Origin of the sequence: Streptomyces sp. NPDC026673 (assembly GCF_040638135.1) — a bacterium.
GTDB lineage: Bacteria > Actinomycetota > Actinomycetes > Streptomycetales > Streptomycetaceae > Actinacidiphila.
On record NZ_JBEZXR010000011.1, the window covers coordinates 12951 to 37929 of the forward strand.

Annotated in this window: 15 protein-coding genes; 10 read left to right on the forward strand and 5 right to left on the reverse strand. The window is 73.6% G+C overall.

Features of this window, described 5'->3' with window-relative positions; translation table 11 throughout:
- Window positions 1–297 precede the first annotated feature (297 nt).
- Complete coding sequence (locus AB0F62_RS11230) at window positions 298–888, forward strand: LPXTG cell wall anchor domain-containing protein (protein ID WP_361795432.1); 591 nt, start codon at window positions 298–300, stop codon at window positions 886–888.
- 68 nt (window positions 889–956) lie between these two features.
- Here the strand turns inward: AB0F62_RS11230 and AB0F62_RS11235 are convergent, their stop codons facing one another.
- A complete protein-coding gene (locus AB0F62_RS11235) occupies window positions 957–1541 on the reverse strand; it encodes a biotin transporter BioY (RefSeq protein ID WP_361795435.1) in 585 nt (194 codons plus the stop codon).
- Window positions 1542–1794: 253 nt separating this feature from the next.
- On the opposite strand from AB0F62_RS11235, the gene AB0F62_RS11240 reads away from it, so the two are divergent.
- Window positions 1795–2724 carry a carbohydrate kinase gene (locus AB0F62_RS11240; protein ID WP_361795438.1) on the forward strand — a complete coding sequence of 310 codons (930 nt, stop codon included), beginning with the start codon at window positions 1795–1797 and terminating at the stop codon, window positions 2722–2724.
- 53 nt (window positions 2725–2777) lie between these two features.
- Window positions 2778–3479, forward strand: a complete 702-nt coding sequence (locus AB0F62_RS11245; RefSeq protein WP_361795441.1) for an HAD family hydrolase — start codon at window positions 2778–2780, stop codon at window positions 3477–3479.
- A gap of 8 nt (window positions 3480–3487) precedes the next feature.
- Here AB0F62_RS11245 and AB0F62_RS11250 read toward each other — a convergent pair whose 3' ends face one another.
- The gene (locus AB0F62_RS11250; RefSeq protein WP_361795444.1) at window positions 3488–4141 is read right to left on the reverse strand and encodes a DsbA family protein; all 654 of its coding nucleotides are present in this window, start codon (window positions 4139–4141) and stop codon (window positions 3488–3490) included.
- Window positions 4142–4283: 142 nt separating this feature from the next.
- Here AB0F62_RS11250 and pepN (AB0F62_RS11255) point away from each other — a divergent pair, with 142 nt between their 5' ends.
- Window positions 4284–6863 (forward strand): aminopeptidase N, encoded by a 2580-nt coding sequence (gene pepN / locus AB0F62_RS11255; RefSeq protein ID WP_361795447.1) that lies wholly within the window; start codon window positions 4284–4286, stop codon window positions 6861–6863.
- Window positions 6864–7108: 245 nt separating this feature from the next.
- Window positions 7109–8083: a hypothetical protein gene (locus AB0F62_RS11260; protein WP_361795450.1), complete on the forward strand. Its 975-nt coding sequence runs from the start codon at window positions 7109–7111 to the stop codon at window positions 8081–8083.
- Between the two features lie 29 nt (window positions 8084–8112).
- Here the strand turns inward: AB0F62_RS11260 and AB0F62_RS11265 are convergent, their stop codons facing one another.
- Window positions 8113–9864 carry a TIGR03767 family metallophosphoesterase gene (locus AB0F62_RS11265; RefSeq protein ID WP_361795453.1) on the reverse strand — a complete coding sequence of 584 codons (1752 nt, stop codon included), beginning with the start codon at window positions 9862–9864 and terminating at the stop codon, window positions 8113–8115.
- Window positions 9865–10283: 419 nt separating this feature from the next.
- Between AB0F62_RS11265 and AB0F62_RS11270 the strand changes: the two genes are divergently transcribed.
- Complete coding sequence (locus AB0F62_RS11270) at window positions 10284–13598, forward strand: S8 family serine peptidase (RefSeq protein WP_361795456.1); 3315 nt, start codon at window positions 10284–10286, stop codon at window positions 13596–13598.
- 72 nt (window positions 13599–13670) lie between these two features.
- Here AB0F62_RS11270 and AB0F62_RS11275 read toward each other — a convergent pair whose 3' ends face one another.
- Complete coding sequence (locus tag AB0F62_RS11275; RefSeq protein ID WP_361795459.1) at window positions 13671–14135, reverse strand: hypothetical protein; 465 nt, start codon at window positions 14133–14135, stop codon at window positions 13671–13673.
- Between the two features lie 183 nt (window positions 14136–14318).
- Between AB0F62_RS11275 and AB0F62_RS11280 the strand changes: the two genes are divergently transcribed.
- From AB0F62_RS11280 to AB0F62_RS11290, 3 genes are all read left to right on the forward strand, one after another.
- On the forward strand, window positions 14319–15746 hold the full coding sequence (locus AB0F62_RS11280; RefSeq protein ID WP_361795462.1) for an amidase: 1428 nt from the start codon (window positions 14319–14321) through the stop codon (window positions 15744–15746).
- A gap of 306 nt (window positions 15747–16052) precedes the next feature.
- Complete coding sequence (gene malQ / locus AB0F62_RS11285; protein ID WP_361795465.1) at window positions 16053–18137, forward strand: 4-alpha-glucanotransferase; 2085 nt, start codon at window positions 16053–16055, stop codon at window positions 18135–18137.
- A 48-nt stretch (window positions 18138–18185) separates the two neighbouring features.
- On the forward strand, window positions 18186–18422 hold the full coding sequence (locus tag AB0F62_RS11290; protein WP_361795740.1) for a hypothetical protein: 237 nt from the start codon (window positions 18186–18188) through the stop codon (window positions 18420–18422).
- A 334-nt stretch (window positions 18423–18756) separates the two neighbouring features.
- Here AB0F62_RS11290 and pepN (AB0F62_RS11295) read toward each other — a convergent pair whose 3' ends face one another.
- Window positions 18757–21330, reverse strand: a complete 2574-nt coding sequence (gene pepN, locus AB0F62_RS11295; protein WP_361795468.1) for an aminopeptidase N — start codon at window positions 21328–21330, stop codon at window positions 18757–18759.
- Between the two features lie 196 nt (window positions 21331–21526).
- Here pepN (AB0F62_RS11295) and AB0F62_RS11300 point away from each other — a divergent pair, with 196 nt between their 5' ends.
- Window positions 21527–24949, forward strand: a complete 3423-nt coding sequence (locus AB0F62_RS11300; protein WP_361795471.1) for a beta-N-acetylglucosaminidase domain-containing protein — start codon at window positions 21527–21529, stop codon at window positions 24947–24949.
- Window positions 24950–24979: the final 30 nt, after the last annotated feature.

Here is a 24979-nt window from a genome sequence, read left to right on the forward strand (position 1 = left end):
CTGTCCGGCGGCCCACAATTCACGCCGGGACCGGGACAGAAGTATGAACTTGCCACCATGACAGCATAGTTGCCGGGAATCTTGTGGTACCTCTTCAGATACCGCTGATGCGGGGCAGAAGGGGGAAGTGCAATGCGCCTTTTCAATCGGCGAATTCATGTTCGGAAGGCGGCCGCCGCGGCCGCCGCGGCCGCCGCACTGGCGCTGGCGTTCGCCGGACCGGTGTACGGGGCCGAGCCCGGACCAGGCAGCAGTCAAGGGGGTACGCCGGGGCCGAGCGCACCGGCAGGGGTGAAGGTGAGCACGGAACTGCCGTCCACGATCTCCGTCGACAACACGACGGAAAAAACCTCGATCACGGCCCGGGTGGTCAACAAGGGGGACACGGAGTCCCCGGAACTCAAGCTCTCCGTGGTCGGTTTCGACGCCCTGAAGGTGACCGCGGTGAAGGGCTGCGCCGCGATTCCCAGGGCACAGCTCCCCGAGGGTTCCAACAGCGGATTCAGCTGCGCCGTCGGGAAACTGGCGGCGGGAAAGAGCAAGACCTACTCCGTGTCCGCGACCTACGACCTCCAGGGCAAGGGCAAGATCTGCCTGCCCGTGACCCTCGGCGGCTCCGGCACCCTGCTGTGGCAGCAGGGACCGGTCCCGTTCGGCACCGGCAAGCCCACACCGAACGCCCCGGACACCCCGCTGCTGCTGGGCACCGACAACGTGCCCTTCGGTCCCGACACCTCCGCGAGTGCCAGTCCCTCCGCGCCCGGCACCCTGCCGGACACCGGCCCCTCCGACGGCACGGTCGTCCTGGTGCTGGCCGGCGGCCTGCTGCTGGCGGCCGGTGGCGCGGGCCTGTGGCTGACCCGGCGCGGGCCGGCGCCACGGCACTGACGGAGAACGAACGGGTGGGGGCGGGGCCGCGGCCCCGCCCCCACCCGGGTGCGTACGGTCGGAGAAGGTCAGCGGCGGCGGCCGACCAGCTTCCAGGCGGCGGGCAGCACGCCCATGGCGAGGGCGGCCTTGAGCGCGTCCCCGATCAGGTAGGGCGTCAGGCCGAACGCGATGGCCTTGCCCGGGGTCCAGTGCGCTGCCAGCGCCAGGTAGGGGACGCCCACCGCGTAGACGACGGCGCTGCCGACCACCATGACGCCGGCCATCCGCCACACGCTGCGGTCCGCACCGCGCCGGGCGAGAGCGCCCACCACCGCGGACGCCAGCATCATGCCGATGATGTACCCGAAGCTCGGCGCCGCGGCCCCGGAGGAGCCCTCCGCGAACCACGGCATCCCGGCGACACCGGCCACCGCGTACAGCGCGAGCGCCAGGAAGCCGCGGCGCGCGCCGAGGGCGGTGCCCACCAGCAGGGCGGCGAAGGTCTGGCCCGTCACCGGCACCGGGGAGCCGGGTACCGGCACCGACAACTGCGCGGCCAGGCCGGTCAGTACGGCGCCGCCCGTCACGAGGGCCACGTCGCGCAGCCGCGACGCGGGGATGAGGTCGGCGAGGACCGGGTGGGTCCGCACGGCGGGAAATGCGCTGGCCATCGGGTGACTCCGCGAGGGTGAGGGTCGGTTCGGGACATCGTGACGTTAACCCGCCGGGCCCTCGCCGATCATCGTCCGCCGATCACAAAGGCCTGATCACAGCCTTGGTCGCCTTCCTACAAGGAAGGGGCGCCGGGCGTGAGCTTCGTCACGGGAGCCGCTGTGGGGTTTCTCCAATCGGCCTCGGAGCGGCGCTCTCGGCGACACGAGGCGCCGCTCCGGCGCCCGCATTCCGGCCTCCTATGCTGCCCGCATGAGCGCTCCGTCCTCCCCCTCCCGCGTCGGCGTCGTCGGTGAGGTCCTCGTCGACCTGCTGTGGCGTTCCGGGGAGCGGCAGGTCACCCCGCTGCCCGGCGGCAGCCCGGCGAACGTGGCGGTCGGGCTGCACCGGCTGGGGCGTCCCACCACCCTCGTCACCACCTGGGGCGACGACCCGCCCGGCGAGCTGGTCCGGGCGCATCTGGAGTCGACGGGCATCGAGGTCGTACGGGCCGCGAGCCCGGCGGGGCGCACCACCCTGGCGATGGCCTATCTCGACCGGGACGGCTCGGCCTCGTACGACTTCCTGGCGGCGTGGGACCCGGAGCGCCTGCCGCTGCCCGCGGACACCGCGGTGCTGCACACCGGGTCGCTCGCCGCGGTGGTCGAGCCGGGGGCGACGCGGGTGCTGGAACTCTGCCGCGACCTGCACGCCCTGCCGGGGCGCACCGTCGTCGCCGACCTCAACGTGCGGCCGGCCGTGCAGCCGGACCGGAGCGCCTACCGCGGGGCGTGCCTGCGGCTGGCCGCGGTCACGGACGTGGTCAAGGCGAGCGACGCCGACCTGGACTGGCTCTTCCCGGGCCTCGACCCGGCCGACGCGGCCCGGGTGCTGCTCGCCGAGGGGCCCCGGCTCGCGGTCGTCACCCTGGGCGCGGACGGCGCGTTCGCGGTGACCGACGGCGCCCTGGTGCGGGTGGCGGCGCCGGAGGTCGACGTCGTCGACACCATCGGCGCGGGTGACGCCTTCCAGGCGGCGCTGCTCGACGCGATCGCCGGCTCGGGTGTCCCCGCCTCCCCGGAAGGGCTCACCGCCGTGCTGGAGCGCTGCGTCACGGCCGCGGCGCTCAACTGCACGCGGGTCGGCGCGGATCCGCCCTCCCGCGCCGAGCTGGACGCGGCGCTCGCCGGGCGGCTCGCGTAGCGCCGCCGGAAAATGCGCGGCCGCCGGGGGCGGGCGCTGGATACGCTCGCGGGATGAACGAGGCACGGCTGACCCGGCAGGTACTGGTCTTCGACGCGGACGACACGTTGTGGGAGAACAACGTGGTCTTCGAGCGGGTCATAGAGGACTTCCTGGACTGGGTGGACCATCCCGTCCTGGACCGGGCGCAGATCAGGGAGCTGCTCAACGAGATCGAGGCGGCGAACGCGGTCGTCCACGGCTACGGCAGCAAGGTCTTCCTGCGCAGCCTCGGCGAGCTCCTGGAGCGGCTGCGGGAGCGGCCTGTCACGGAGGCCGAGCTCCGGCGGGTGGACGAACTGGCGGTGGCCTTCGTGGAGCACCGGGTGGAGCTGATGCCCGGCGTGGCGAACACGCTGGAGGAGCTGGGAACCCGGCACGAGCTGCTGCTGCTCACCAAGGGCGACCAGGAGGAGCAGTCGCGCAAGGTGACGGCCTCCGGGCTGGCGGACCACTTCCGCGGGGTGCACATCGTGCCGGAGAAGGCCGCGGACACCTACCGGGCCCTGCTGGCGGAGTACGGCTTCGCGCCGGGCAGGAGCTGGATGATCGGGAACTCCCCGAAGTCGGACATCCTGCCCGCGCGCGAGGCCGGCATGAGCGCGGTGTTCATCCCGAACGAGAACACCTGGGTGCTGGAGCGGTCCGAGCTCGACCCGGCCGACGAGCGGGTGCTGCGGCTGGCGGCCTTCCCCGAACTGCTCCGGCACTTCTAGCAGGGGGCTCAGTCGAAGATCGGGCCCTGGTCGCGGGTCCGCTTGATCTCGTAGAAGCCCGGGGTCGACGCGACGAGCAGGGTGCCGTCCCACAGGCGGGCCGCGGCCTCGCCCTTGGGCGCCGGGGTGACGACCGGACCGAAGAAGGCGATCTGCTCGCCGTCGGCGCCGGGGACCGCGATGACCGGGGTGCCGACGTCCTGGCCGACCTTGGAGATGCCCTCCTGGTGGGAGGCGCGCAGCTCGGCGTCGTACGCGTCGCTGCGGGCGAAGTCGGCGAGGTCGGCGGGCAGGCCCGCCTCCTCCAGGGCGGCGACGATGACGTCGTGGTCCTTGTGGCCGAGGCCCTGGTTGTGGATACGGGTGCCGAGCGCGGTGTAGAGGGGGCCGAGCACCTTGCTGCCGTACTTCTGCTCGGCGGCGATGCAGACGCGCACCGGGCCCCAGGCCGTGGTCAGGAACTCCCGGTACTCCTCGGGCAGCTCGTCACGGTTGTCGTTGAGCACCGCGAGGCTCATCACGTGCCACCGCACCTCGACGGGGCGCACCTTCTCGACCTCCAGCATCCAGCGGGACGTCATCCACGCCCAGGGGCAGGCGGGGTCGAACCAGAAGTCGACCGGAGTCTTCTCGGCGGGGGTCTCGACTGTGGTCTCGGTCACGGAAATCTCCTCGCGGAACGGCTGATCGGTGCACGGATCAGGGGGAGAACACCGGCGGTCGCCGTGCTCATTCCCGCGTGCCCGGGTGCGAGGCCGCGTGCGAAGATGCGGGCGTCCACAAGACGAGACGAATGGAGACTCCGTGCCCGGCGAGAACCTCACGCGTGACGAGGCCCGAGAGCGGGCACGGCTGCTGGCCGTGGACGGTTACGAGGTGGCGCTCGACCTGCGGTCGGCCCTCCGCCCGGAGGAGCGGACGTTCAGGTCCGTGACCACGATCCGGTTCCGCTGCACGCAGCCGGGGGCGTCGAGCTTCGCCGACCTGATCGCGCCCTCCGTCACCTCGGTGACGCTCAACGGACGCGAGCTGGACCCGGCGGCGGTCTTCGACGGGACGAGGATCACACTGGACGACCTGGCAGCCGAGAACGTGCTGGTCGTGGACGCGCAGTGCGCCTACAGCCGGACGGGCGAGGGCATGCACCGCTTCACCGACCCCGAGGACGGCGAGGTCTACCTCTACACCCAGTACGAGCCCGCCGACGCTCGCCGGGTCTTCGCCGACTTCGAGCAGCCCGACCTCAAGGCGCCGTTCACCTTCTCCGTGACCGCCCCGGAGTCCTGGGTGGTGCTCGCCAACGAACGGGTGACCGGGGTCTCCGACGGCGGCGAGACGCGCCACTTCGCGCCGACCCGCCCGATCTCCACCTACATCACGGCGGTCGTGGCCGGGCCGTACCACATGGTCCACGACACCTACCGGCGCACGCTGCCGGACGGCTCCGAGCTGGAGATCCCGCTGGGCGCGCTCTGCCGCAAGGGCCTGGCCCGGCACTTCGACGCCGACGAGATCCTCACCGTCACCAAGCAGGGCCTGGACTTCTTCCACGACCACTTCGGCTACCCGTACCCCTTCGGGAAGTACGACCAGGCCTTTGTGCCCGAGTACAACATCGGCGCGATGGAGAACCCGGGGCTGGTCACCTTCCGCGAGGAGTACGTCTTCCGCGGCAAGGTCACCCAGGCGTCCTACGAGGGCCGGGCGAACGTCATCCTGCACGAGATGGCGCACATGTGGTTCGGCGACCTGGTCACCATGCGGTGGTGGGACGACCTGTGGCTCAAGGAGTCCTTCGCCGACTTCATGGGCGCCTTCTCGCTGGTGGAGGCCACCCGCTACAAGGAGGGCTGGATCACCTTCGCCAACCGCCGCAAGGCCTGGGCCTACCGCGCCGACCAGTTGCCCTCCACCCACCCGGTCACGGCCGACATCCGCGACCTGGAGGACGCCAAGCTCAACTTCGACGGCATCACCTACGCCAAGGGCGCCAGCGTGCTCAAGCAGCTGGTCGCCTACGTCGGACGGGACGCCTTCCTGGAGGGCGCGCGCCGCTACTTCCAGCGCCACGCCTACGGCAACACCGAGCTGGGCGATCTGCTGTCCGTGCTGGCGGAGACCTCGGGGCGGGACATGGGCGAGTGGTCCCGGTCCTGGCTGCAGACCGCGGGCGTCAACTCGCTGACCCCGCAGGTGACGTACGACGGCGACGGGCGGGTCGCGGAGCTCGCCGTGCTGCAGGAGGCGGCCGCCTCGCACCCCGAGCTGCGCCCGCACCGGGTGGCGGTGGGGCTCTACCGGCGCACCGCGGAGGGCGCCGTGGAGCGCTACGCGCGTGCCGAGACCGACGTGGCCGGGCCGCGCACGGTGGTGGGCGAGCTGGCCGGGGCCGAGCGGCCCGACCTGGTGCTGGTCAACGACGACGACCTGACCTACTGCAAGATCCGCTTCGACGAGGACTCCCTGGCCACGATCCGGGAGCACCTGGGCTCGCTCACCGATCCGATGGCCCGCGCCCTGGCCTGGTCCGCGGTGTGGAACATGACCCGCGACGGCCTCATGCCGGCCCGTGACCACCTCGGCCTGGTGCTGCGCTTCGCCGGCGCCGAGACCGACATCGGCGTGCTGCAGGGGCTGCACCTGCAGGCCCGTACGGCCCTGAACGACTACGCCGCACCCGAGTGGCGCGAGCAGGGCGCGCGGGAACTGGCCGACGGCGCGCTGCGCGAACTGCGCGCGGCGGCGCCGGGCAGCGGCCACCAGCTGGCCTGGGCCCGCTTCTACGCGGGTGTCGCCTCCGGGGACGCCGGGACGGAGGTGCTGCGCGGGCTGCTCGACGGCACCGAGAAGATCGACGGGCTCGACGTGGACCAGGAGCTGCGCTGGACCTTCCTGGAGGCGCTGGCCGCCGGGGGCGCCGCCGACGAGGCCGCCATCGCGGCGGAACTCGCCCGCGACGACACCGCCTCCGGCAAGCGGCACCAGGTGCGCTGCCTGGCGGCGCGGCCCTCCGCCGCGGTCAAGGCGCAGTGCTGGGCGGGGGTCGTGGAGTCCGACGCGCTGTCCAACGCGCTCGTCGAGGCCACCATCGCGGGCTTCGACCAGCCGGGTCAGCGCGACCTGCTCGCCCCGTACGCGGACCGCTACTTCGCGGTGATCGAGCGGATCTGGAGGGAACGCTCCATCGAGATCGGCATGGCCGTCGTCCGCGGGCTCTTCCCGCACCACCAGGACCGGCCCGCCACGCTCGACGCCGCCGACGCCTGGCTGGCCGGCCACACGGACGCGCCGCCCGCGCTGCGCCGGCTCGTCGCCGAGTGCCGCGACGACCTCGCGCGGGCGCTGCGGGCCCAGGAACGGGACGCCGCGGCGGCGGCCGTCTGACGCTCCCGCCGCGAGGCGAACGGGTGACCGATCACCCGGATGGCGTACTCCGGACACCGTCCGGCCCCGGTGGCGTGCAGCGCCACCGGGGCCGAGCAGCAGGCGGAGAGCGGTCGGTCACCCGAATAGGTGAAAAAATCCCGTCGGCAACCGAACGTCTGAACTTTAGTGCGGGGATGTCCGCATTTGTCGACGGAACGGTAACAGCCGTTAGGCTCCCCGAGGGATGCGGGAATTGACCCGCCATGAGCCACAACATCCCCCTCAGCCCCCGCCCCCTCGACCACCTCTCCCGTACGCGGCCGACCGTGCTGACCGCCCGCCAATTGCGGGAGCACGGCGTCGCCCCCGAGACGCTCGCCGAGCGCTGCCGGCCCGGTGGGCCGTGGCAGGAGGTGCTGCCCCGGGTCTACGTCCTGCACCGGGGGCGGCCCACCGGTGACGAGCGGGTGCTGGCCGCACTGCTGTACGCGGGCCGCGAGGCGATGGTCACCGGCCTGGCGGCGCTGGCGCTGCACCGCTTCTCCTCGGTGCCCCCGCTGGTCGGCCTGGACCGGATCGACCTGCTGGTGGCCCGGCAGCGCCGGCTGCGCGCGGTCGGCGACGTGGGGCTCGTGCGGACCCCGACCCCGCCCCGCCCGCGGGAGGTGCGGGGCGTGCCGTGCGCGCCGCTGCCGCGGGCGCTGGCGGACGCGGTGGAGGAACTGGAGGACGCGGAGGCCGTGCGCCAGGTGCTGACCGAGGCGGTGCGCGGCGGCCACTGCGAGGCGACGGCGCTGGTCGGGGAGCTGAGCCGGGCGCGCCTGCTGTCCCGGCCGCACGTGGTGGATGCGGTGGACGCGCTGGTGGCCGAGGGCCGCGCGATCGCCGAGAGCAGGCTGTACACGATGGTCCGCTGCTTCGGACTGCCCGATCCGCTGTGGAACGTGGACCTGCGGCTGCCCGGCGGCCCGCACCTGGGCGGCGTGGACGCGTACTGGCCGGAGCACGCGGTGGCGGTGGAGCTCGACGCCCGTGTGCCCCGGCAGGAGGACGACGCCCTGTGGGCCGAGTACGCCCGCAAGCGCGAGCACCTGGAGCGCCTCGGCATCTCGGTCGTGCACCTCACGCCGCGCAAGCTCCGGGAGTCCCTGGAGCAGCAGGCCACCGTCGTCCGCACGGCCCTGATGGCCGCGGCCGACCGCGATCCCGCCTCGTGGATCGTGGTCCTGCCGCGGTGAGGACGGCGTTCGGCGGCGGCCGTCGGCGGTCAGCGCTTCTTCAGCAGCAGTTCGACATTGCGGTCGCCGGGCTCGCCGGCGAGTTGCGGACGGGCTCCCGGAGAGTTGAAGGCGAGTTCGCGGTAGAGCGCGGCGAGGCCGGTCTGCGACAGGTCGGAGAAGTCGGTGCGGTACGGGGCCGCGGACTCCACGAGCGTGCAGAGCAGGGAGAGCGTGCCGTCGTGGTTGTCCGTCAGCTCGATGATCCGGGCCAGCTGCGGATGGTCGACGTGGGAGGCGGTGGAGACCTCCCAGAAGGTGCCGCGGGGAACGATCTTGTTCTTGTGGCTGTGGCCGGTGATCCAGGCGGCCACGTTGCGGTGGCGTCCGAGCAGGGCGAGCACCTCGTCGCCGCCGTGCCGCCGCTCGGTGGGGCGGGCGGGGTCGCGGACCGTGTTGGTCATCGACCAGCTGGGGTGGTGGCTGAAGACCAGGACGATGTCGTCGGCGTGCGCGGTGAGCGTCCGGTCCAGCCAGCCCAACTGGGCCGTACCGAGGGAACCGCGGTAGTCCCCGCCCCGGTCGGTGGTGTCGAGGCTGATGCCGACCACGTCGTCGGAGATCCGGAACGTGTAGTGGAGCCGTCCGGACTCCAGGTTGTCCCGCGTGTAGCCGTGGCCGACGGGACCCGCTCCGGCGTGCGCCGGGTCCAGGTGGGCGGCGACGTACTCGCGCGGGGTGACGGGCGCCCGGCGGGCGTCGGGGGTGACGGTGCGGGCGGCGCGCCGGTGGCGTTTCCAGGCCTCCCGGAAGCGCTCGCCGCGCGGGTCGGGGCCCTTGCGGAGGAGGTCGTTGACGGCCACCGCCTCGGCGGTCGGCAGGGAGTACAGCTTGCGTGAGCCGACCGCGAGGTCGTGGAAGAACGAGGACGAGGCGTAGGAACCGCCGAACAGGTCGTCGTGGTTGCCGATGGTGGAGTACCAGGGCACGCTCAGGCCGGGGCTGTTGACCTCGCGCAGCGCGGCGTCGAGGAAGCCGTGCAGCCGGGGGAAGCCGAGCGCCTTGTCCGCGTCGCGCAGCGCGGCGTCCGGCTGCCAGAAGAGCTTGAGACCCGAGTCCTGCACGCCCTCGTAGTGGCGCGGGTCACCGGTGTTCGGCGTGAAGCGCCCGCCGCTCATCGCGGTGAGGAACCAGTCCAGTTCGATGCGCGAGTTGTTGTCGGTGTTGTCGCCCGTGGTCATGACGAAGTCGATCGGCGCACCGGTGGCGGGCCCGTGGCGCAGCGCGTTGACCCGCTCGACGAGTGCGACCACACCGGCGTTGGTGAGCGCCTCCTGCGGCCGCCAGTTGGACGCGGCGGCGGAGCGCAGGCACTCGTAGCGCTGGGGGTTCTGCACATCGGTGAGGTGCAGGTCGGTGAACTGCACGAAGCAGGAGAGCGTCGTACGGCGCCCGGCCCGGTCCTTGCGGGCGGCCGCCAACTCCGCGCGGACGACGCGCTTCCAGCCCGGCCCGTCGCCCAGCCGGCGGTAGCCCCGGCCGCCTCGCGGGGCCGCGACGGAGTGCAGGGTCGTGCCGGCGGCGAACGGCTCCACGGCGGACGGCGCCGCCGGTGTCGCCGGTGTCGCCGGCGCGGACGTGGCGGTCCCCGCGGCGGACCCGGCGACGGGCGGCTGCGCCTTCGCGTCGCCCGAGCCGGACAGGAACGCGACGGAGAGCCCCGTACCGGCGGCGGTGGCTCCCGAGGCGATCAGGAAGCGGCGGCGGTTGAAGGCTGAGGCGGCGGACACGGGGCCAGGCATGACGAGTTCCCCTCCCGGTGGGCGGCGACTGCGACGGCACATCGTCGAAGTGCGTCGTTCACCGGGATCGTTGGCAGCGGGGATGGCCTGCCGTGCAACGGAAGCGGAACGCCGGGCACCCATCTCCGGACATGGATCAGCAGTCCGCCTGCCGGTCACCGGCGGCAGGTCCCCGGGTGGCCGGACGCTCATCCGGTGTTCACCGGCCGCCCCGGCGCCCGGGGCCGCCGGGCATCCGCGGGGCTCCGGGTGGCGGGCGCAATGATCCGGTTCGGGACGCTTCGCCTGCCGCCACCCGAGATGGGCCCTTGACGTATTCGCGTCATGTCGGTCTTACGCCATCTTCGGCACTCCCCAACAACCCCCCAGATGGCGCAATGTGTCGGTCAACTGGCGCCCAAATCTTGAACAGGATGCCCATGTCTCTCGATCACATACGCGGGAAGAGACGCGTGGTCCGTGTCGCGCTCGCGGCCGGCCTGGTGGCCGCGCTGACCGCGACCGGAGTCTCCTCGTCCACCGCTTTCGCCGACTCGGCCGGCGACCCCGCGGACGCGGCGGTGAAGACCGCGCCCGACAAGCTCGGTGCGGCCGACGCCGAACTGCTCGCCGGGGCCAAGGCCGGCGGCGACAAGAACGTCACCCTCATGATCGCCACCAAGAAGGGCTCCACCGAGCAGGTCTCGGACGAGCTCGACGCCCTCAAGGGCGCCTCGGTGGACCGGACCTACGACGGCCTCGGCTACGTCCGCGCCACGGTGCCGACGGCCAAGGCGGACGCGGCGATCGCGGCGGCGCAGAAGCTCTCCTCGGTGCAGGCGATCGACCTCAAGCAGGAGATCGTCCTCGACGACCCGTCCCCGTCGGCCGACGGCGGCAAGGGTTCCTCGAAGGGCCACGGCCACGGCCACGGCTCCACCACCTACCCGGGTCCCGACGCGAAGACCCCGGCGAAGAACCCCTACCAGCCGGCGTTCGAGACCGGCGCGGTGGACTTCGTCAAGGACAACCCGAAGGCCGACGGCCGCGGCATCACCATCGGCATCCTCGACTCGGGCGTGGACCTCGGCCACCCGGCGCTGCAGAAGACCACGACCGGCGAGCGCAAGATCGTCGACTGGGTCACCTCCACCGACCCGCTGACGGACGGCGACGGCACCTGGCGTGCGATGCTGACCCCGGTCTCGGGGCCGACGTTCTCCTACCGCGACCGCACCTACACGGCGCCGGCGGGCTCGTACTACGTCAACCGCATCCTGGAGAGCGCGACCGTCGGCGGCGACATGGCCGGCGACCTCAACCGGGACGGCGACACCACCGACTGGTGGGGCGTGCTCTACGACCCCGCGACCGGGACCGTGCGCGTCGACATCAACGACGACGGCACCTTCTCCGACAGCGAGTCGATGAAGCCGTACAAGAACGGCTTCCAGATCGGCTACTTCGGCACCGACGACCCGAACACGGCGATCTCCGAGCGCATCCCGTTCGTGGTCGAGATCCGCAAGGACGTCCCGCTCGACCCGCTGGGCGGCCCCTACGTCGGGCAGAAGGCGGACTTCGTCAACATCGGCGTCATCGAGTCCGAGCACGGCACCCACGTGGCGGGCATCACCGCCGCCAACGGCCTGTTCGGCGGCAAGATGAACGGCGCCGCGCCGGGCGCGAAGATCGTCTCGTCGCGCGCCTGCACCTGGTCCGGCGGCTGCACCAACGTCGCACTGACCGAGGGCATGATCGACCTGGTGGTCAACCGCGGTGTGGACATCGTCAACATGTCCATCGGCGGTCTGCCCCCGCTGAACGACGGCAACAACGCCCGCGCACAGACGTACACCCGCCTGATCGACGAGTACGGCGTGCAGCTGGTCATCTCGGCCGGCAACAGCGGCCCCGGCGCCAACACCATCGGCGACCCGGGTCTGGCCGACAAGGTCCTCAGCGTCGGCGCCAGCATCTCCAAGGAGACCTGGGCGGCCAACTACGGCTCGCAGGTGACCAAGGCGTACGACATGATGCCCTTCTCCTCGCGCGGCCCGCGTGAGGACGGCGGCTTCGCGCCGATCATCTCCGCGCCCGGTGCCTCCATCAACACCATCCCGACCTGGGAGCCCGGTGGCCCGGTCGCCGAGGCCGGCTACAGCCTGCCGCCCGGCTACGCCATGCTGCAGGGCACGTCGATGGCCTCCCCGCAGGCGGCCGGCGCCTCCGCGCTGCTGCTGTCCGCGGCCAAGCAGGCGCGCATCCCGCTGTCCCCGGCGACCCTGCGCACCGCGCTGACCAGCACGGCGAACAAGATCAAGGACGTCCCGGCGTACGCCCAGGGCTCCGGTCTGATCGACATCGTCGACGCCTGGCGCCTCATCAAGGCGGGCGCGAGCGCCCACACCTACACGGTCAAGGCCCCGGTCAACACGTTCTTCTCGGACGCGCTCGCCACGCCCGGCTACGGCACCGGCATCTACGACCGCGAGGGCGGCCTGAAGGCCGGTCAGACCAAGACGTACAACGTCACCATCACCCGCACCACCGGTCCGAACCGGTCCATCCGGCACGACCTGGAGTGGGTGAACAACGACGGCACGTTCCGCTTCGCCGACTACGACAACGTGTGGCTGCCGCTGAACAAGCCGGTGACCGTGCGCGTCAAGGCCAAGCCCGGCTCGGCCGGTCTGCACAGCGCGATCCTGACGGTCGACGACCCGGCGACGCGCGGCACCGACCAGCAGATCCTCAACACCGTGATCGTGGCCACCCCGCAGGCCAAGCCGTCCTTCGCGGTCAAGGCGTCGGGCTCGGTGCAGCGCAACGGCACCACGTCCTACTTCGTGACCGTCCCCGAGGGCGCCAAGACGCTCGAGATCAAGATGGGCGGCCTCGCCACCGGCAGCCAGACCCGCTTCATCGCGATCACCCCGTGGGGCATCCCCGCCGACCCGACCACCACGACGTTCTGCTACCCGAACTACACCACCACCAACGGGTGCCGTCCCGACCTGCGCTCCTACACCGACCCGATCCCGGGCGTGTGGGAGATCGAGGTCGAATCGCGTCGTACGTCTCCGGTGCTGAACAACCCGTACAACCTGACCGCGACCGCGCTCGGCGTCTCCTTCGACCCCGAGGTCCAGACCGTCGAGGAGGCCACGGTCGGCACCGCCGCCCCGGTCTCGTGGAAGGTCACCAACGGCTACGCCCCCGTCCAGGGCAAGCTGAAGGGCGGCGCGCTCGGTTCCCGTGCGGCCTCGCGCCCGTCGATCGCCGACGGTGACAGCGTCACCAGCACGGTCGTCGTCCCCGCGGGCGCGTCCCGGCTGGACGTCGCCATCGGCGGCACCTCCGACGCCTCCGCCGACCTCGACCTGACCGTGTTCCTCAACGGCACGCAGGTCGCCCAGGCCGCGGACGGCGACTCGGAGGAGGCCGTGAGCATCGCCAACCCGGCGGCCGGCACGTACACCATCCAGGTGGACGGCTACTCGGTCCCGGCCGGCACCACCGAGTACGACTACCGCGACGTCTTCTACTCGACGACGCTCGGCTCGGTGACCGTCGACGAGGCGGCGACCCTTCCGCTGGCCAACGGCGCCTCCGCGAACGTCGCGGCGAACGTCCTGGTCGCGGCCCCGGCTCCCGAGGGACGTCAGTTCTTCGGCGAGGTGCAACTGCTGAACGCCGACGGCACCGCCGCCGGCACCGGTAGCGTGCTGATCGACAAGGTCAACGCGGGCTGACCCGTGGCCGTGACCTGATCACCGCCTGATCACCGCCTGAAGGGGCGGGCGCTCCCCGGAGCGCCCGCCTCTTCAGCTCTGCCGCCACTCGTACTCCAGCTCCCCGCAGCGCAGCGTGCGCGAGCGGGGCAGCGCCCGCTCCACCCACTCCCGCTCAGAGGCGATCTCCTCGCCCTGGTGGACGAAGGTGCTGCCCCTGGGGCGCTGCATGACCCTGACGAGCACGCGGCTCCCGACGGCCATCTCGGGCTCCCCCTCCTCGTCGCGCTCGACGTCGACGGTCAGCCGGCGGTCCCCGCGCTCCCCCTTGAGATAGCGGTCCACCTCCATCCGCACCGACACCCGGTCCGGTCCCTCCGCGGGCGTCACCCGCAACACCGTTCCCTCGGCGACGAGTTCGGTGCAGGCCAGCACTTCCGCGTCGGTCAGGCGGACCGATTCGGTCTCGGGTTCGCCCGAGCCGGCCCCGCAGCCGGCGAGCGCGGCGAGCGCGAGCAGCGCCGCCGCGGTGACCGCCGGTCCCGTCCTGTTCCCCATGGCCATCACTCCCGTCATCCGGTGCCGCTCTCCCCTCGCGCGCCCCGGGAGGCGGACCCGTCCCCGTCCGCGGTTTCCCCTCTGACGCGGTGGAGGGGGAAACCGTTCCCCCCGGTCCCCCGGTCCCCCGGTCCCCCGGGCGACTCCCGGGACAGGCCCCGGGGCAGGGCCTAGCCTGGCCGGGTGACCGCCCCCCATGAACTGACGATGCTGGAACAGGCCGCGGCCGTCCGGGCGGGCGAGTTGTCGCCCGTGGAGCTGACGGCCCACTACCTCGAACGGATCGAGCGGCTCGACCCCGCCGTCGGGGCCTATCTGACGGTCACGCCGGAACGGGCCCTGGAGGACGCGCGCCGCGCCGAACGCGTGCTCAAGGGGGGCGGGGCGCTCCCGCCGCTGCTCGGCGTACCGGTGCCGGTGAAGGACCTGACGCCGGTCGCCGGGGTGCGCTTCACCTCCGGGTCCGCGGTCTTCGCGGACCGGGTCGCCGATCAGGACGCCCACCTCGTCCGGCTGCTGCGGGACGCCGGAACCGTGCTGACCGGCAAGACCAACACCCCCGAGTTCGGGCTGCCCGCCTACACCGAGGGCGCCGTGGGGCCGCCTGCCCGCACCCCGTACGACCTCGGGCGCGGCGCGGGTGGCAGCAGCGGCGGGGCCGCCGCGGCGGTGGCGGCGGGGCTCGCGGCGGCCGCGCACGGCAGCGACGGCGGCGGCTCGATCCGCATCCCGGCGAGCTGCTGCGGGGTCGTGGGCCTGAAGCCCAGCCGGGGCCGGGTGAGTCCCGCGCCGTGGGGCGACGGCAGCGGACTGGCCGTGAACGGCCCCATCGCACGGACGGTCCGGGACACCGCCGCCCTGCTCGACGTGATGGCGGTGCCCGCGCCCGGTGACCCCTTCCGGCTGCCGGCGCCGGAACGGTCGTTCCTGAGGTGGTGCGAGCACGAGCCGCGCGGGCTGCGGATCGCCCGCTGGGCCGTGCCGGACGTCGCGGGTGTCGCGGTCGATCCGCAGGTCCTGGCGGCGTACGAGCGGACGTCGGCGCTGCTGGCCGGGCTCGGGCACGAGATCGTGGACGTGCCGCAACCGCTCGCGCCCGGCGACCGCGACGCGTTCACGCCGGTGTGGGCCGTGCTCGCCGCGCTGACCCCCGTGGCACCGGAACGGGAGCGGGAGCTGCTGCCGCTCACCCGCTGGCTGCGCACCCAGGGCCAGGACGTGGGCGGCCTGGAGTACGCGCGGACGCTGGGCGTGATGCAGGGGGTGGGCCGCAAGCTGGCCGAGGCGGTCGAGCCGTACGACGCGGTGCTCACCCCGACCCTGGCGCAGCTCCCGGCGCCGGTGGGGGCCCTGCGCGACGACGCCGATCCGGAGGCGGACTTCGCGGCGCAGCTGGCGTTCACGCCGTTCACCGCGCCGTGGAACATCGCCGGGCTGCCGGCGGTCTCGCTGCCGCTCGAGTGGTCCGCGACCGGGCTGCCCATCGGCATGATGCTCGGCGCCCGGCACGGCGACGAGGGCCCGCTCCTCGCGCTCGCCGCCCAAGTCGAGGCCGCGTCCCCCTGGCTCGGCCGCACGGCCCGCGCGTTCCGTGCGGGGGAACCCGCCTGACCACCGGCGCGGCATCGACCGGACCGGTTGCGGGCGGTCCGCGCGGCGCTGCCGCCCCGGCCGCCCGCCCACCGTGGACGCCGACCCTGGAGTCGCCGCGCTCCGGGGGCGGCGTCGGCGCGCCGGGCACCGTTCGGGGACGGCGCGGCGTCGGCGCCCCGGCGGCCGCCCCGCCGCATTCGGCCCGGAGCGCCCCTCCGCGGCGGTGACGTCGTGCACGGAATGCGACTGCGTCGCCACGCAGTGGGTATGGCTGAGGCTGTCCGGAGAAAGCGCACCCGCGATGACGCCCCGGGAGGGCACCCCATGACCGAAGCCGCCGACCGGGACAGACTCGCCGCGCTGCACGGCGTGGACGTCACCTACCGCCCGTCGCCGGACCGCGAGGTGCGCGTGCCGGACGAGACGGTCGTGGCGGTGCTGGCGGCGCTGGGTGTCGACGCCTCGACCCCGGCGGCGGTACGGAACGCCCTGGCGGAGCACGATCACCGCGCCGGGCGCCGGCTGCTCCCCCGCAGCGTGGCCCTCCGGGCGGGCCGCCCCCTCCGGCACCCGCTGCCCGAGGGCACCGCGCTGCGGGTCACGACGGAGGACGGCGCCGAGACCGGCTGGGACGGCGGCGCGCCGCTCCCGGTGGGCCGGCACGTGCTGTGCGCGCAAGCCCCCGACGGGCGCACCGCGCGGGCGCAGCTGGTCGTGGCCCCGGAGCGGCTGCCAGGCCCCCCGGAGCGGGTCTTCGGCTTCATGGCGCAGCTGTACTCGGTGCTCTCCTCGCGGTCCTGGGGCATGGGCGATCTCGGTGACCTCGCGGACCTCGCGGCGTGGTCGGGCCGGGCGCTGCACGCGGGGTTCCTCCAGGTGAACCCGGTGCACGTGGCCGTGGCCGGGCATCCGACGGACCCGTCGCCTTACCGCCCGTCCTCCCGGCGCTTCCCCGACCCGGTCTACCTACGGGTGGAGGAGATCCCCGAGTACGCCTACCTCGACCCCGACGACCGTGACCGGGCGGCGGATCTGCTGCGCAAGGCGGCCGTGCTGCGCGACTCGGTGCTGCTGAAGGACGCCCTGATCGACCGTGACGCGGTGTGGGAGCTGAAGCGCGAGGCGCTGGCGCTGGTCCGCAAGGTGCCGCTGTCTCCGGGCCGCCGGGCCGCGTACTGCGACTTCCTGGCCGAGCAGGGGCAGTCGCTGGACGACCACGCCACCTGGTCGATGCTGGCCGAGCTGCACGGCCCGGATTGGCGCGGCTGGCCGGCGGGCCTGCGCGACCCGCGCTCGGGGCAGGTCGCGCGGGTCCGTGCCGAACGGCTGGACCAGGTCGACTTCCACTGCTGGCTGGCCTGGCTGACGGACGCCCAGCTCGGCGCGGCACAACGTGCGGCACGGGACGCGGGTATGGCGGTCGGCATCGTCCACGACCTGGCGGTCGGGGTGCACCCCTGCGGCTCGGACGCCTGGTCGCTGCAGGACGCCCTCGCCGGCGGGATGTCGGTCGGCGCGCCGCCGGACGCCTTCAACGCCCACGGCCAGGACTGGGGCCTGCCGCCGTGGCGGCCGGACGCCCTGGCCGCCACGGGGTACGCGCCCTACCGCGACCTGCTGCGCAATGTGCTGCGGCACGCGGGGGGCCTGCGCATCGACCATGTGATGGGGCTCTTCCGTCTGTGGTGGGTCCCGGAGGGCGAGCCCCCGACACGGGGCGCGTACGTCCGTTACGACGCCGAGGCGATGCTCGGCGTCCTCGCCCTGGAGGCGCACCGCACCGGTGCCGTCGTCATCGGGGAGGACCTCGGCACGGTGGAGCCGGGCGTCCGCGAAGAGCTGGCCGACCGCGGCATCCTGGGCACGTCCGTGCTCTGGTTCGAGCGGGACTGGGCGGCGGCGAGCGGTCCGGGGCGCGCCCGGCCGCTGCCGCCCGGGGCATGGCGGACGGACGCGCTGGCGACGGTGACCACGCACGATCTGCCGACGACGGCGGCCCGGCTGACCGGCGAGCACGTCGGGCTGCGGCACCGGCTGGGGCTGCTGACCCGGCCGCTGGAGGTGGAGCAGGCCGAGGACGCGGTGGAGATCGCGGAGTGGCTGGCGCTCCTCGGCCGGCTGGGGATGCTGCCGGAGGGGACCCGTGACGAGGAGGCGGTCGTCAAGGCCGTCCACCGCTTCCTGGCGCGGACGCCGGCCCGGATGGTGGGCGTCTGGCTGCCGGACGGGGTCGGCGACCGCCGTCCGCAGAACCTGCCGGGGACCTGGGACCAGTACCCCAACTGGCGGCTGCCCGTGGCGGACGCCGAGGGCCGGCCGCTCACCCTGGAGCAGCTGACCGCCTCGCCCCGGCTGCACGCGCTGGCGCACGAGGTGCGGACCGCGATGGCGGCGCCGGACGTACCGTAACCCCACCCCGGACGCGCGGGCCGCCGGAGCGTTCGCTAGTTTGAGAGCGTGGACAAGCTCAACAAGAACGCCCTGCGCGCCGGTGCCGTCACGGCCGGCACGGCGCTGATGCTGCTGATGTCGTCCCCCGCGTTCGCGAACACCCGCGACGACGGCGACGACCCGGGTTCCGGCCTGAGCGTGCTCCAGACGCTGGGCCTGTACGTCGCCCTGCCGATCGTCCTGTTCCTGGTCATCGCGGGCGCGGTCATGGCGACCGACAAGTCCCGCAAGACCCAGGGCTGATCGCCTCACCGCCCCACCGGCCGGGACGCGCGTCGGCGCGTCCCGGTTCAGGCGTTTCCCGGCGCGAGGTGCCGGTCCGACCCTAATCGGGAGTGATCGGGCGCCCCGGGCCGTTGCGGCCCGTCCGGCCGCCCCGTCGCGCCCCCGCCGTCGGCATCCGCCCCGCCGGCGGCCGGTGTCGCGGCGGCGCGTAGCGCTCCCCCGAACGGCGCAGCGGCCGCCGGGACGTCGCACGGCCGCGGCCTCCGCGGCGCCGCCGCACACCCGGAGCACGGAAGACACGAGGCCCCCCACGGCGGTACGCCGCGGGGGGCCTCTTCGCCGTGTTGCCGGATCAGCCGGCCGCCGCCGCGTCCGCGGCCCGGGCCTTCAGGGCGCGCTCGACCCCGGCACGGCACTCCGTCACCATGCGGCGCAGCGCGGGCGCCGGGTCGGCCGCCGCCAGCCAGGCGTCGGTGGCGTCCAGCGTCTCCTGGGAGACCTGGAGCGCCGGGTAGAGCCCGACGATGATCTGCTGGGCCATCTCGTGGCTGCGGGTCGCGAAGACGTCCGACACCGCCGCGAAGTACCGCTGCGTGTACGGCGCCAGCAGCTCGCGCTGGTCCGGCTCGTGGAAGCCGCCGATGACCGCCTCCTGGACGGCGTTGGTGAGCTTCTCCGCCTCGACCACCGAGGCCCACGCCTCGGCCTTCGCCTCGGACGTCGGGCGTGCGGTGCGCGCGGTCGCGGCGTGCCGCTCACCGGCCGCCGTGGCGTCCCGGCCGAGCTCGGCGGCGATGGCGTCCTCGTCGGCGCGGCCGGTGGCGGCCAGCCGCTCCAGGAGGGTCCAGCGCAGCTCGGTGTCGACGGCCAGGCCCTCGATCGTCTCCGTGCCGCCGAGCAGCCCGGCGATCAGGTCCAGCTGGTCCTTGGTGCGGGCCGTGGCGGCGAACGCGCGGGCCCAGGCGAGCTGGTGGTCGCCGCCGGGGGCGGCCGCGCGCAGGTGCTCCAGCGTCGCCTCGGTCCAGCGGGCCAGACCGGTCTCGCGCCACTCGGGCGCGGCGTACAGCTCCAGCGCCGTCTTCACCTGGCGGTGCAGCGACTGCACGACGCCGATGTCGGACTCCTTGCCGATGCCGGAGAGCACCAGCTCCAGGTAGTCGCGGGTGGCGAGCTCCCCGTCGCGCGTCATGTCCCACGCGGACGCCCACACCAGAGCGCGCGGCAGCGACTCGGTGAAGTCGCCGAGGTGCTCGCGGACGGTGGCCAGCGAGACCTCGTCGAGCCGCACCTTGGCGTACGACAGGTCGTCGTCGTTGAGCAGCACGACCGCCGGACGCTTCACGCCGGCCAGCTCCGGCACCGCGGTCAGCTCGCCGTCGACGTCCAGCTCGACGCGCTTCACGCGGACGAGCTTCCCGTCCTGGAGGTCGTACGCGCCGATCGCGATGCGGTGCGGCCGCAGGATCGACTCGCCCTTGGCGCCGGCCGGCAGCGCCGGGGCCTCCTGGCGCACGGCGAAGGAGGTGATGGAGCCGTCGGCGGCGGTCTCGATCTCCGGGCGGAGGATGTTGATGCCCGCGGTCTCCAGCCACTTCTTCGACCAGGTCTTCAGGTCGCGGCCGGAGGTCTCCTCCAGGGCGGACAGCAGGTCGGTCAGCCGGGTGTTCTTCCACGCGTGGCGCTTGAAGTACGCCTGGACGCCGGTGAAGAACTCGTCCATGCCGACATAGGCCACCAGCTGCTTGAGGACCGAGGCGCCCTTGGCGTAGGTGATGCCGTCGAAGTTGACCTGGACGTCCTGCAGGTCGTTGATCTCCGCCATGATCGGGTGGGTGGACGGCAGCTGGTCCTGCCGGTAGGCCCAGGTCTTCATGGAGTTGGCGAAGGTCGTCCAGGAGTGCGGCCACCTGCTGCCCGGCGCGTACGCCTGGCAGGCGATGGAGGTGTAGGTGGCGAACGACTCGTTCAGCCACAGGTCGTTCCACCACTCCATGGTGACCAGGTCGCCGAACCACATGTGGGCCAGCTCGTGAAGGATCGTCTCGGCGCGCACCTCGTAGGCGGCGTCGGTCACCTTGGAGCGGAAGACGTACTGGTCGCGGATGGTGACCGCGCCCGCGTTCTCCATGGCGCCGGCATTGAACTCCGGCACGAAGAGCTGGTCGTACTTCGCGAAGGGGTACGGGAAGTCGAACTTCTCCTCGAACCAGTCGAAGCCCTGCCGGGTGACCGCGAAGATCGCGTCGGCGTCGAGGAACTCCGTCAGCGAGGGGCGGCAGTACAGGCCCAGCGGTACGCTGCGGCCGCCCTCGCCCTCCCATGTGCTGTGCACGGCGTAGTAGGGGCCGGCGATCAGCGCGGTGATGTACGTGGAGATGCGCGGGGTGGGCGCGAAGCTCCATACGTTGTCGACGGGCTCCGGGGTCGGGGAGTTGGAGATTACCGTCCAGCCGGCCGGGGCCTTCACGGTGAAGGTGAAGGCGGCCTTGAGGTCGGGCTGCTCGAAGTTGGCGAAGACCCTGCGGGCGTCCGGCACCTCGAACTGGGTGTAGAGGTACGCCTGCTTGTCGACCGGGTCGACGAAGCGGTGCAGGCCCTCACCGGTGTTGGTGTAGGCCGCGTCCGCGACGACCCGCAGCTCGTTGGCGCCGGCCTGGAGCGACGGCAGGGCGATGCGGCTGTCCGCGAAGACCTCGGCCGGGTCCAGCGCGGTGCCGTTGAGCACCACCTCGTGGACCTCGGGGGCGACCAGGTCGATGAAGGTCGAGGCACCCGCCTCGGCGGAGTCGAAGCGCACCGTGGTCACCGACCGGAAGGTGCCGCCCTCCTGGGCTCCGCTCAGGTCGAGCTCGATGTCGTACGCGTCCACGGTGAGCAGGCGCGCTCGCTGCCGCGCCTCCTCACGTGTGAGGTTGGTGCCGGGCACGTGTCCGTCTCCTTCGTCGGGTTTTCGGCCATCCTCGCACGCGGGAGGGGCCGGGCGGACGGGGGTTTTCCCTCGACCGGCGGGTCGTGTCCCCGGCCGGGCCGGGCTACCGGCGGTACGGGGGCGCGGGCGGGGGCCGGAAGGGGCGCGTCCGAACGTTGACACGCCCTCCGTGTGGGTGATGGGCTGTCGGACCATGACCGCGGGCAGGAGAACCGGCTTGGCGCGCACGGCGGCGCTCGTCGCGGCCGTCGTCGGCGGTGTGCTCGGGACCGCGCCGGCCGCCGTGGCCACCCCGCCCGCCGCTCCGGCGGCCACTCCGGCGACGACGCCCGGCACGCCGGTCGGCACCGCGGCGGTGGACGCCGTGCCCGCCGTGCACCCCCGGCCGCAGTCGTTGCGCAGTCGCGGCGGCACCGTCGCCGTACCGGACACGGCGACCCTGGTCGCCGGGCCCGGAGCCGACCCGTACGCCCTGGACGCCCTGCGCGCCGTCCTGCGCGACGCGGGAGTGACCACGCTGCACGAGGAGGCGGGCCCCCCTCGGGGACTGACGGTGTACGCCGGCGGCCCGCGGGCCGACTCCGCGCTGCGCGCCCTGGGCGCCGCGCCCACCGGGGACCTCCCCTCCGGCGGCTACCGGCTGGCGGTGGGCCGCAGCGGCGGCCGCGGCGTCGTGGCGCTGGACGGCACCGGCGAGGACGGGCTGTTCCACGCGGCGCAGACACTGCGCCAGTTGACGACCGCCCGCGGACTGCCCGGCGTCATTGTGCGCGACTGGCCCGCGGCCGCCGCGCGGGGCGTCGCCGAGAGCTTCTACGGCGAACCGTGGACCCAGGAGCAGCGCCTCGCCCAACTGGACTTCCTGGGCCGTACGAAGCAGAACCGCTATCTGTACGCCCCCGGCGACGACCCCTACCGCCGGGAGCGCTGGCGCGAGCCGTACCCCGCGGGGCGCCGCGCGGAGTTCCGCGCGCTGGCCGAGCGGGCCCGCGCCAACCACGTGACGCTGGCGTGGGCGGTGTCGCCGGGCCAGGCGCTCTGCTTCTCCTCGCGGGAGGACCGCGAGGCGCTGCTGCGCAAGGCCGACGCGATGTGGGCCCTGGGCGTACGCGCCTTCCAGCTGCAGTTCCAGGACGTGAGCTACAGCGAGTGGCACTGCGACGCCGACGCGGACGCGTACGGCGACGGCCCCGAGGCGGCGGCCCGGGCGCAGGCCGACGTGGCCAACGCGCTCGCCGCGCACCTGGCGGAGCGCCACGGCGCCGCCGTACCGCTGTCGCTGCTGCCGACGGAGTACTACCAGGACGGCGCCACCGACTTCCGCCGGGAGCTGGCCCGGCTGCTGGACCGCGGCGTCGAGGTGGCGTGGACGGGTGTCGGGGTCGTCCCGCGGGAGATCACCGGCCGGCAGGTGGCCGACGCCCGGGCGGCGCTGGGGCACCCGCTGCTGACGATGGACAACTACCCGGTCAACGACTTCACCGACGACCGGATCTTCCTCGGCCCCTACACCGGCCGCGAACCAGCCGTCGCGACGGCGTCCGCGGGACTGCTGGCGACCGCCATGAGGCAGCCCTCCGCCTCCCGGATCGCGCTGTTCACGGTGGCGGACTACGCGTGGAACCCGCGCGCGTACGACCGCGAGGCGTCCTGGCGGGCGGCGATCGACGACCTGGCGGGGAACGATCCCGGGGCCCGCGCCGCGTTGCGCGCCCTGGCGGGCAACGACGCCTCCTCGGCGCTGGACTACTCGGAGTCGGCGTATCTGCGGCCGCTGATCGGGGAGTTCCTCGACGCCTACGCGCACGGCGGCCGCGAACGGCTGGAGAGGGCGGCCGGCCGGTTGCGCGGGGCGTTCACCACGATGCGCGGCGCCCCGGGGCGGCTGGACGGACTGGCGGGCGGCTCCTTCGGCGACGAGGTGCGGCCGTGGCTGAGCCAGCTGGCCCGCTACGGGTCGGCGGGCGAGCACGCCGTCGACATGCTGGTGGCGCTGCGCGCCGGGGACGGCACCGGGGCGTGGCAGGACCGGCTGGCGTTGGAACGGACACGCCGGCGGATCGCCGACAGCCCGGCGAGCGTGGGGCACGGGGTGCTCGATCCGTTCCTGACCAAGGCGCTGGCCACGGCCGACGCGTGGACCGGTGTGCGCACCGCCGGCCGCAAGGCCACCGCCACGCTCGGCTCGGCCCGGTCCACCGATCCGTCGCTGATGACCGACGGCAAGGACACCACCGCCTGGGCGAGCGACGCCCCGCCGCAGCAGGACGACGCCTTCGGGGTCGACCTCGGCAGCACCCGCACCATCCACGAGGTGCGCGTCGCGATGGGCGCCGCCCAGCCCGGCCCCGAGCGGAAGGACTATCTGCGCGACGCGGTGCTGGAGTACTCGGCGGGTGACGCCGCCGGTTGGCGGACCGTCACCACGGTGCACGGCGAGCGGACCGTCACCGCCCGGCTGCCCGAGGGCACCCGGGCGCGCTACGTACGGCTGCGGGCGACGGCCGCGCAGGAGAACGCCCTGACCGTAAGGGAGTTCACCGTCACCACCGAGGACGACCGCGGCTCGGGCGCCTTTACCGAGGACCCGGCCTCCCTGGCGGCCTCCGACGGCGACGCCACGACGACCGTTCGCGTGCCCGCCGCAGGGCTGACCCTGGAGTACGGTGCGGCCCGCCCGCTGGAGGCGCTGACCGTGCTCACCGACACCGGACCGGGTGCCGCCGGCTCGGTGGAGGTGCGCGTGCCCGGCCAGGGCTGGCACCGGCTCGGTTCGCTGGGCGGCGGCTGGACCGAGCTGGCGGCGCGGGACCTGCGGGCGGACGCGGTGCGGGTCACCCCCTCGGCGGGGGCCCGCCCGCCGGTCGTCCACGAGATCGTGCCCTGGTACGCGGACCGGCCCGCGGCCCGGATGACCCTGGACCGCACCGAGACCGAACTCGAGCTCGGCGGCGCCCCCGCGACCGTCACCGCGGAGCTGACCGACGCCTCGCCCGCCGCGGCCAGGGTGTCGCTGACCGCCGAGGCCCCGGCCGGGGTCGAGGCCGTGACGCCCGGTGAGGTGGAACTGCCGCGCGGCGGCAGGGTCGTGGTGCCGGTGCGGCTGTCCCTGCCCGCGGACGGCGTGCCCGGGCTGTACGAAGTGCCGCTGGCGTTCCGCGCCGAGGGCCGCACGGTGCGGCAGACGGTCACCGTGCACGCCTATCCGCGCACCGGCGGCCCCGACCTCGCCGCGAACGCCCAGGCCACCTCCTCCGGTGACGAGACGGCGGACTTCCCCGCCTCGGCGCTGACCGACGGCGACCCCGCGACCCGCTGGTCCTCCCCCGTACGGGACGACGCCTGGGTGCAGGCCGAACTGCCGCGGGCCGCCAGGATCGGCCGGGTGGTGCTGCGCTGGCAGGACGCGTACGCCTCCCGTTACACGGTCCTGACCTCGGCCGACGGGCAGAGCTGGCACACGGCGGCGGCGGTCTCCGACGGCCGCGGCGGCACCGAGTCCGTACGGCTGGACGCCCCGTCCGACACCCGCTTCATCCGCGTGCAGGGGCTGGAGCGCGGCACGAAGTACGGCTATTCGCTGTACTCGATGCAGGCGTACGCCGTCACCGGCTGAGCGTCGGGTTCCCCTGGGCTGCTTGCCAAG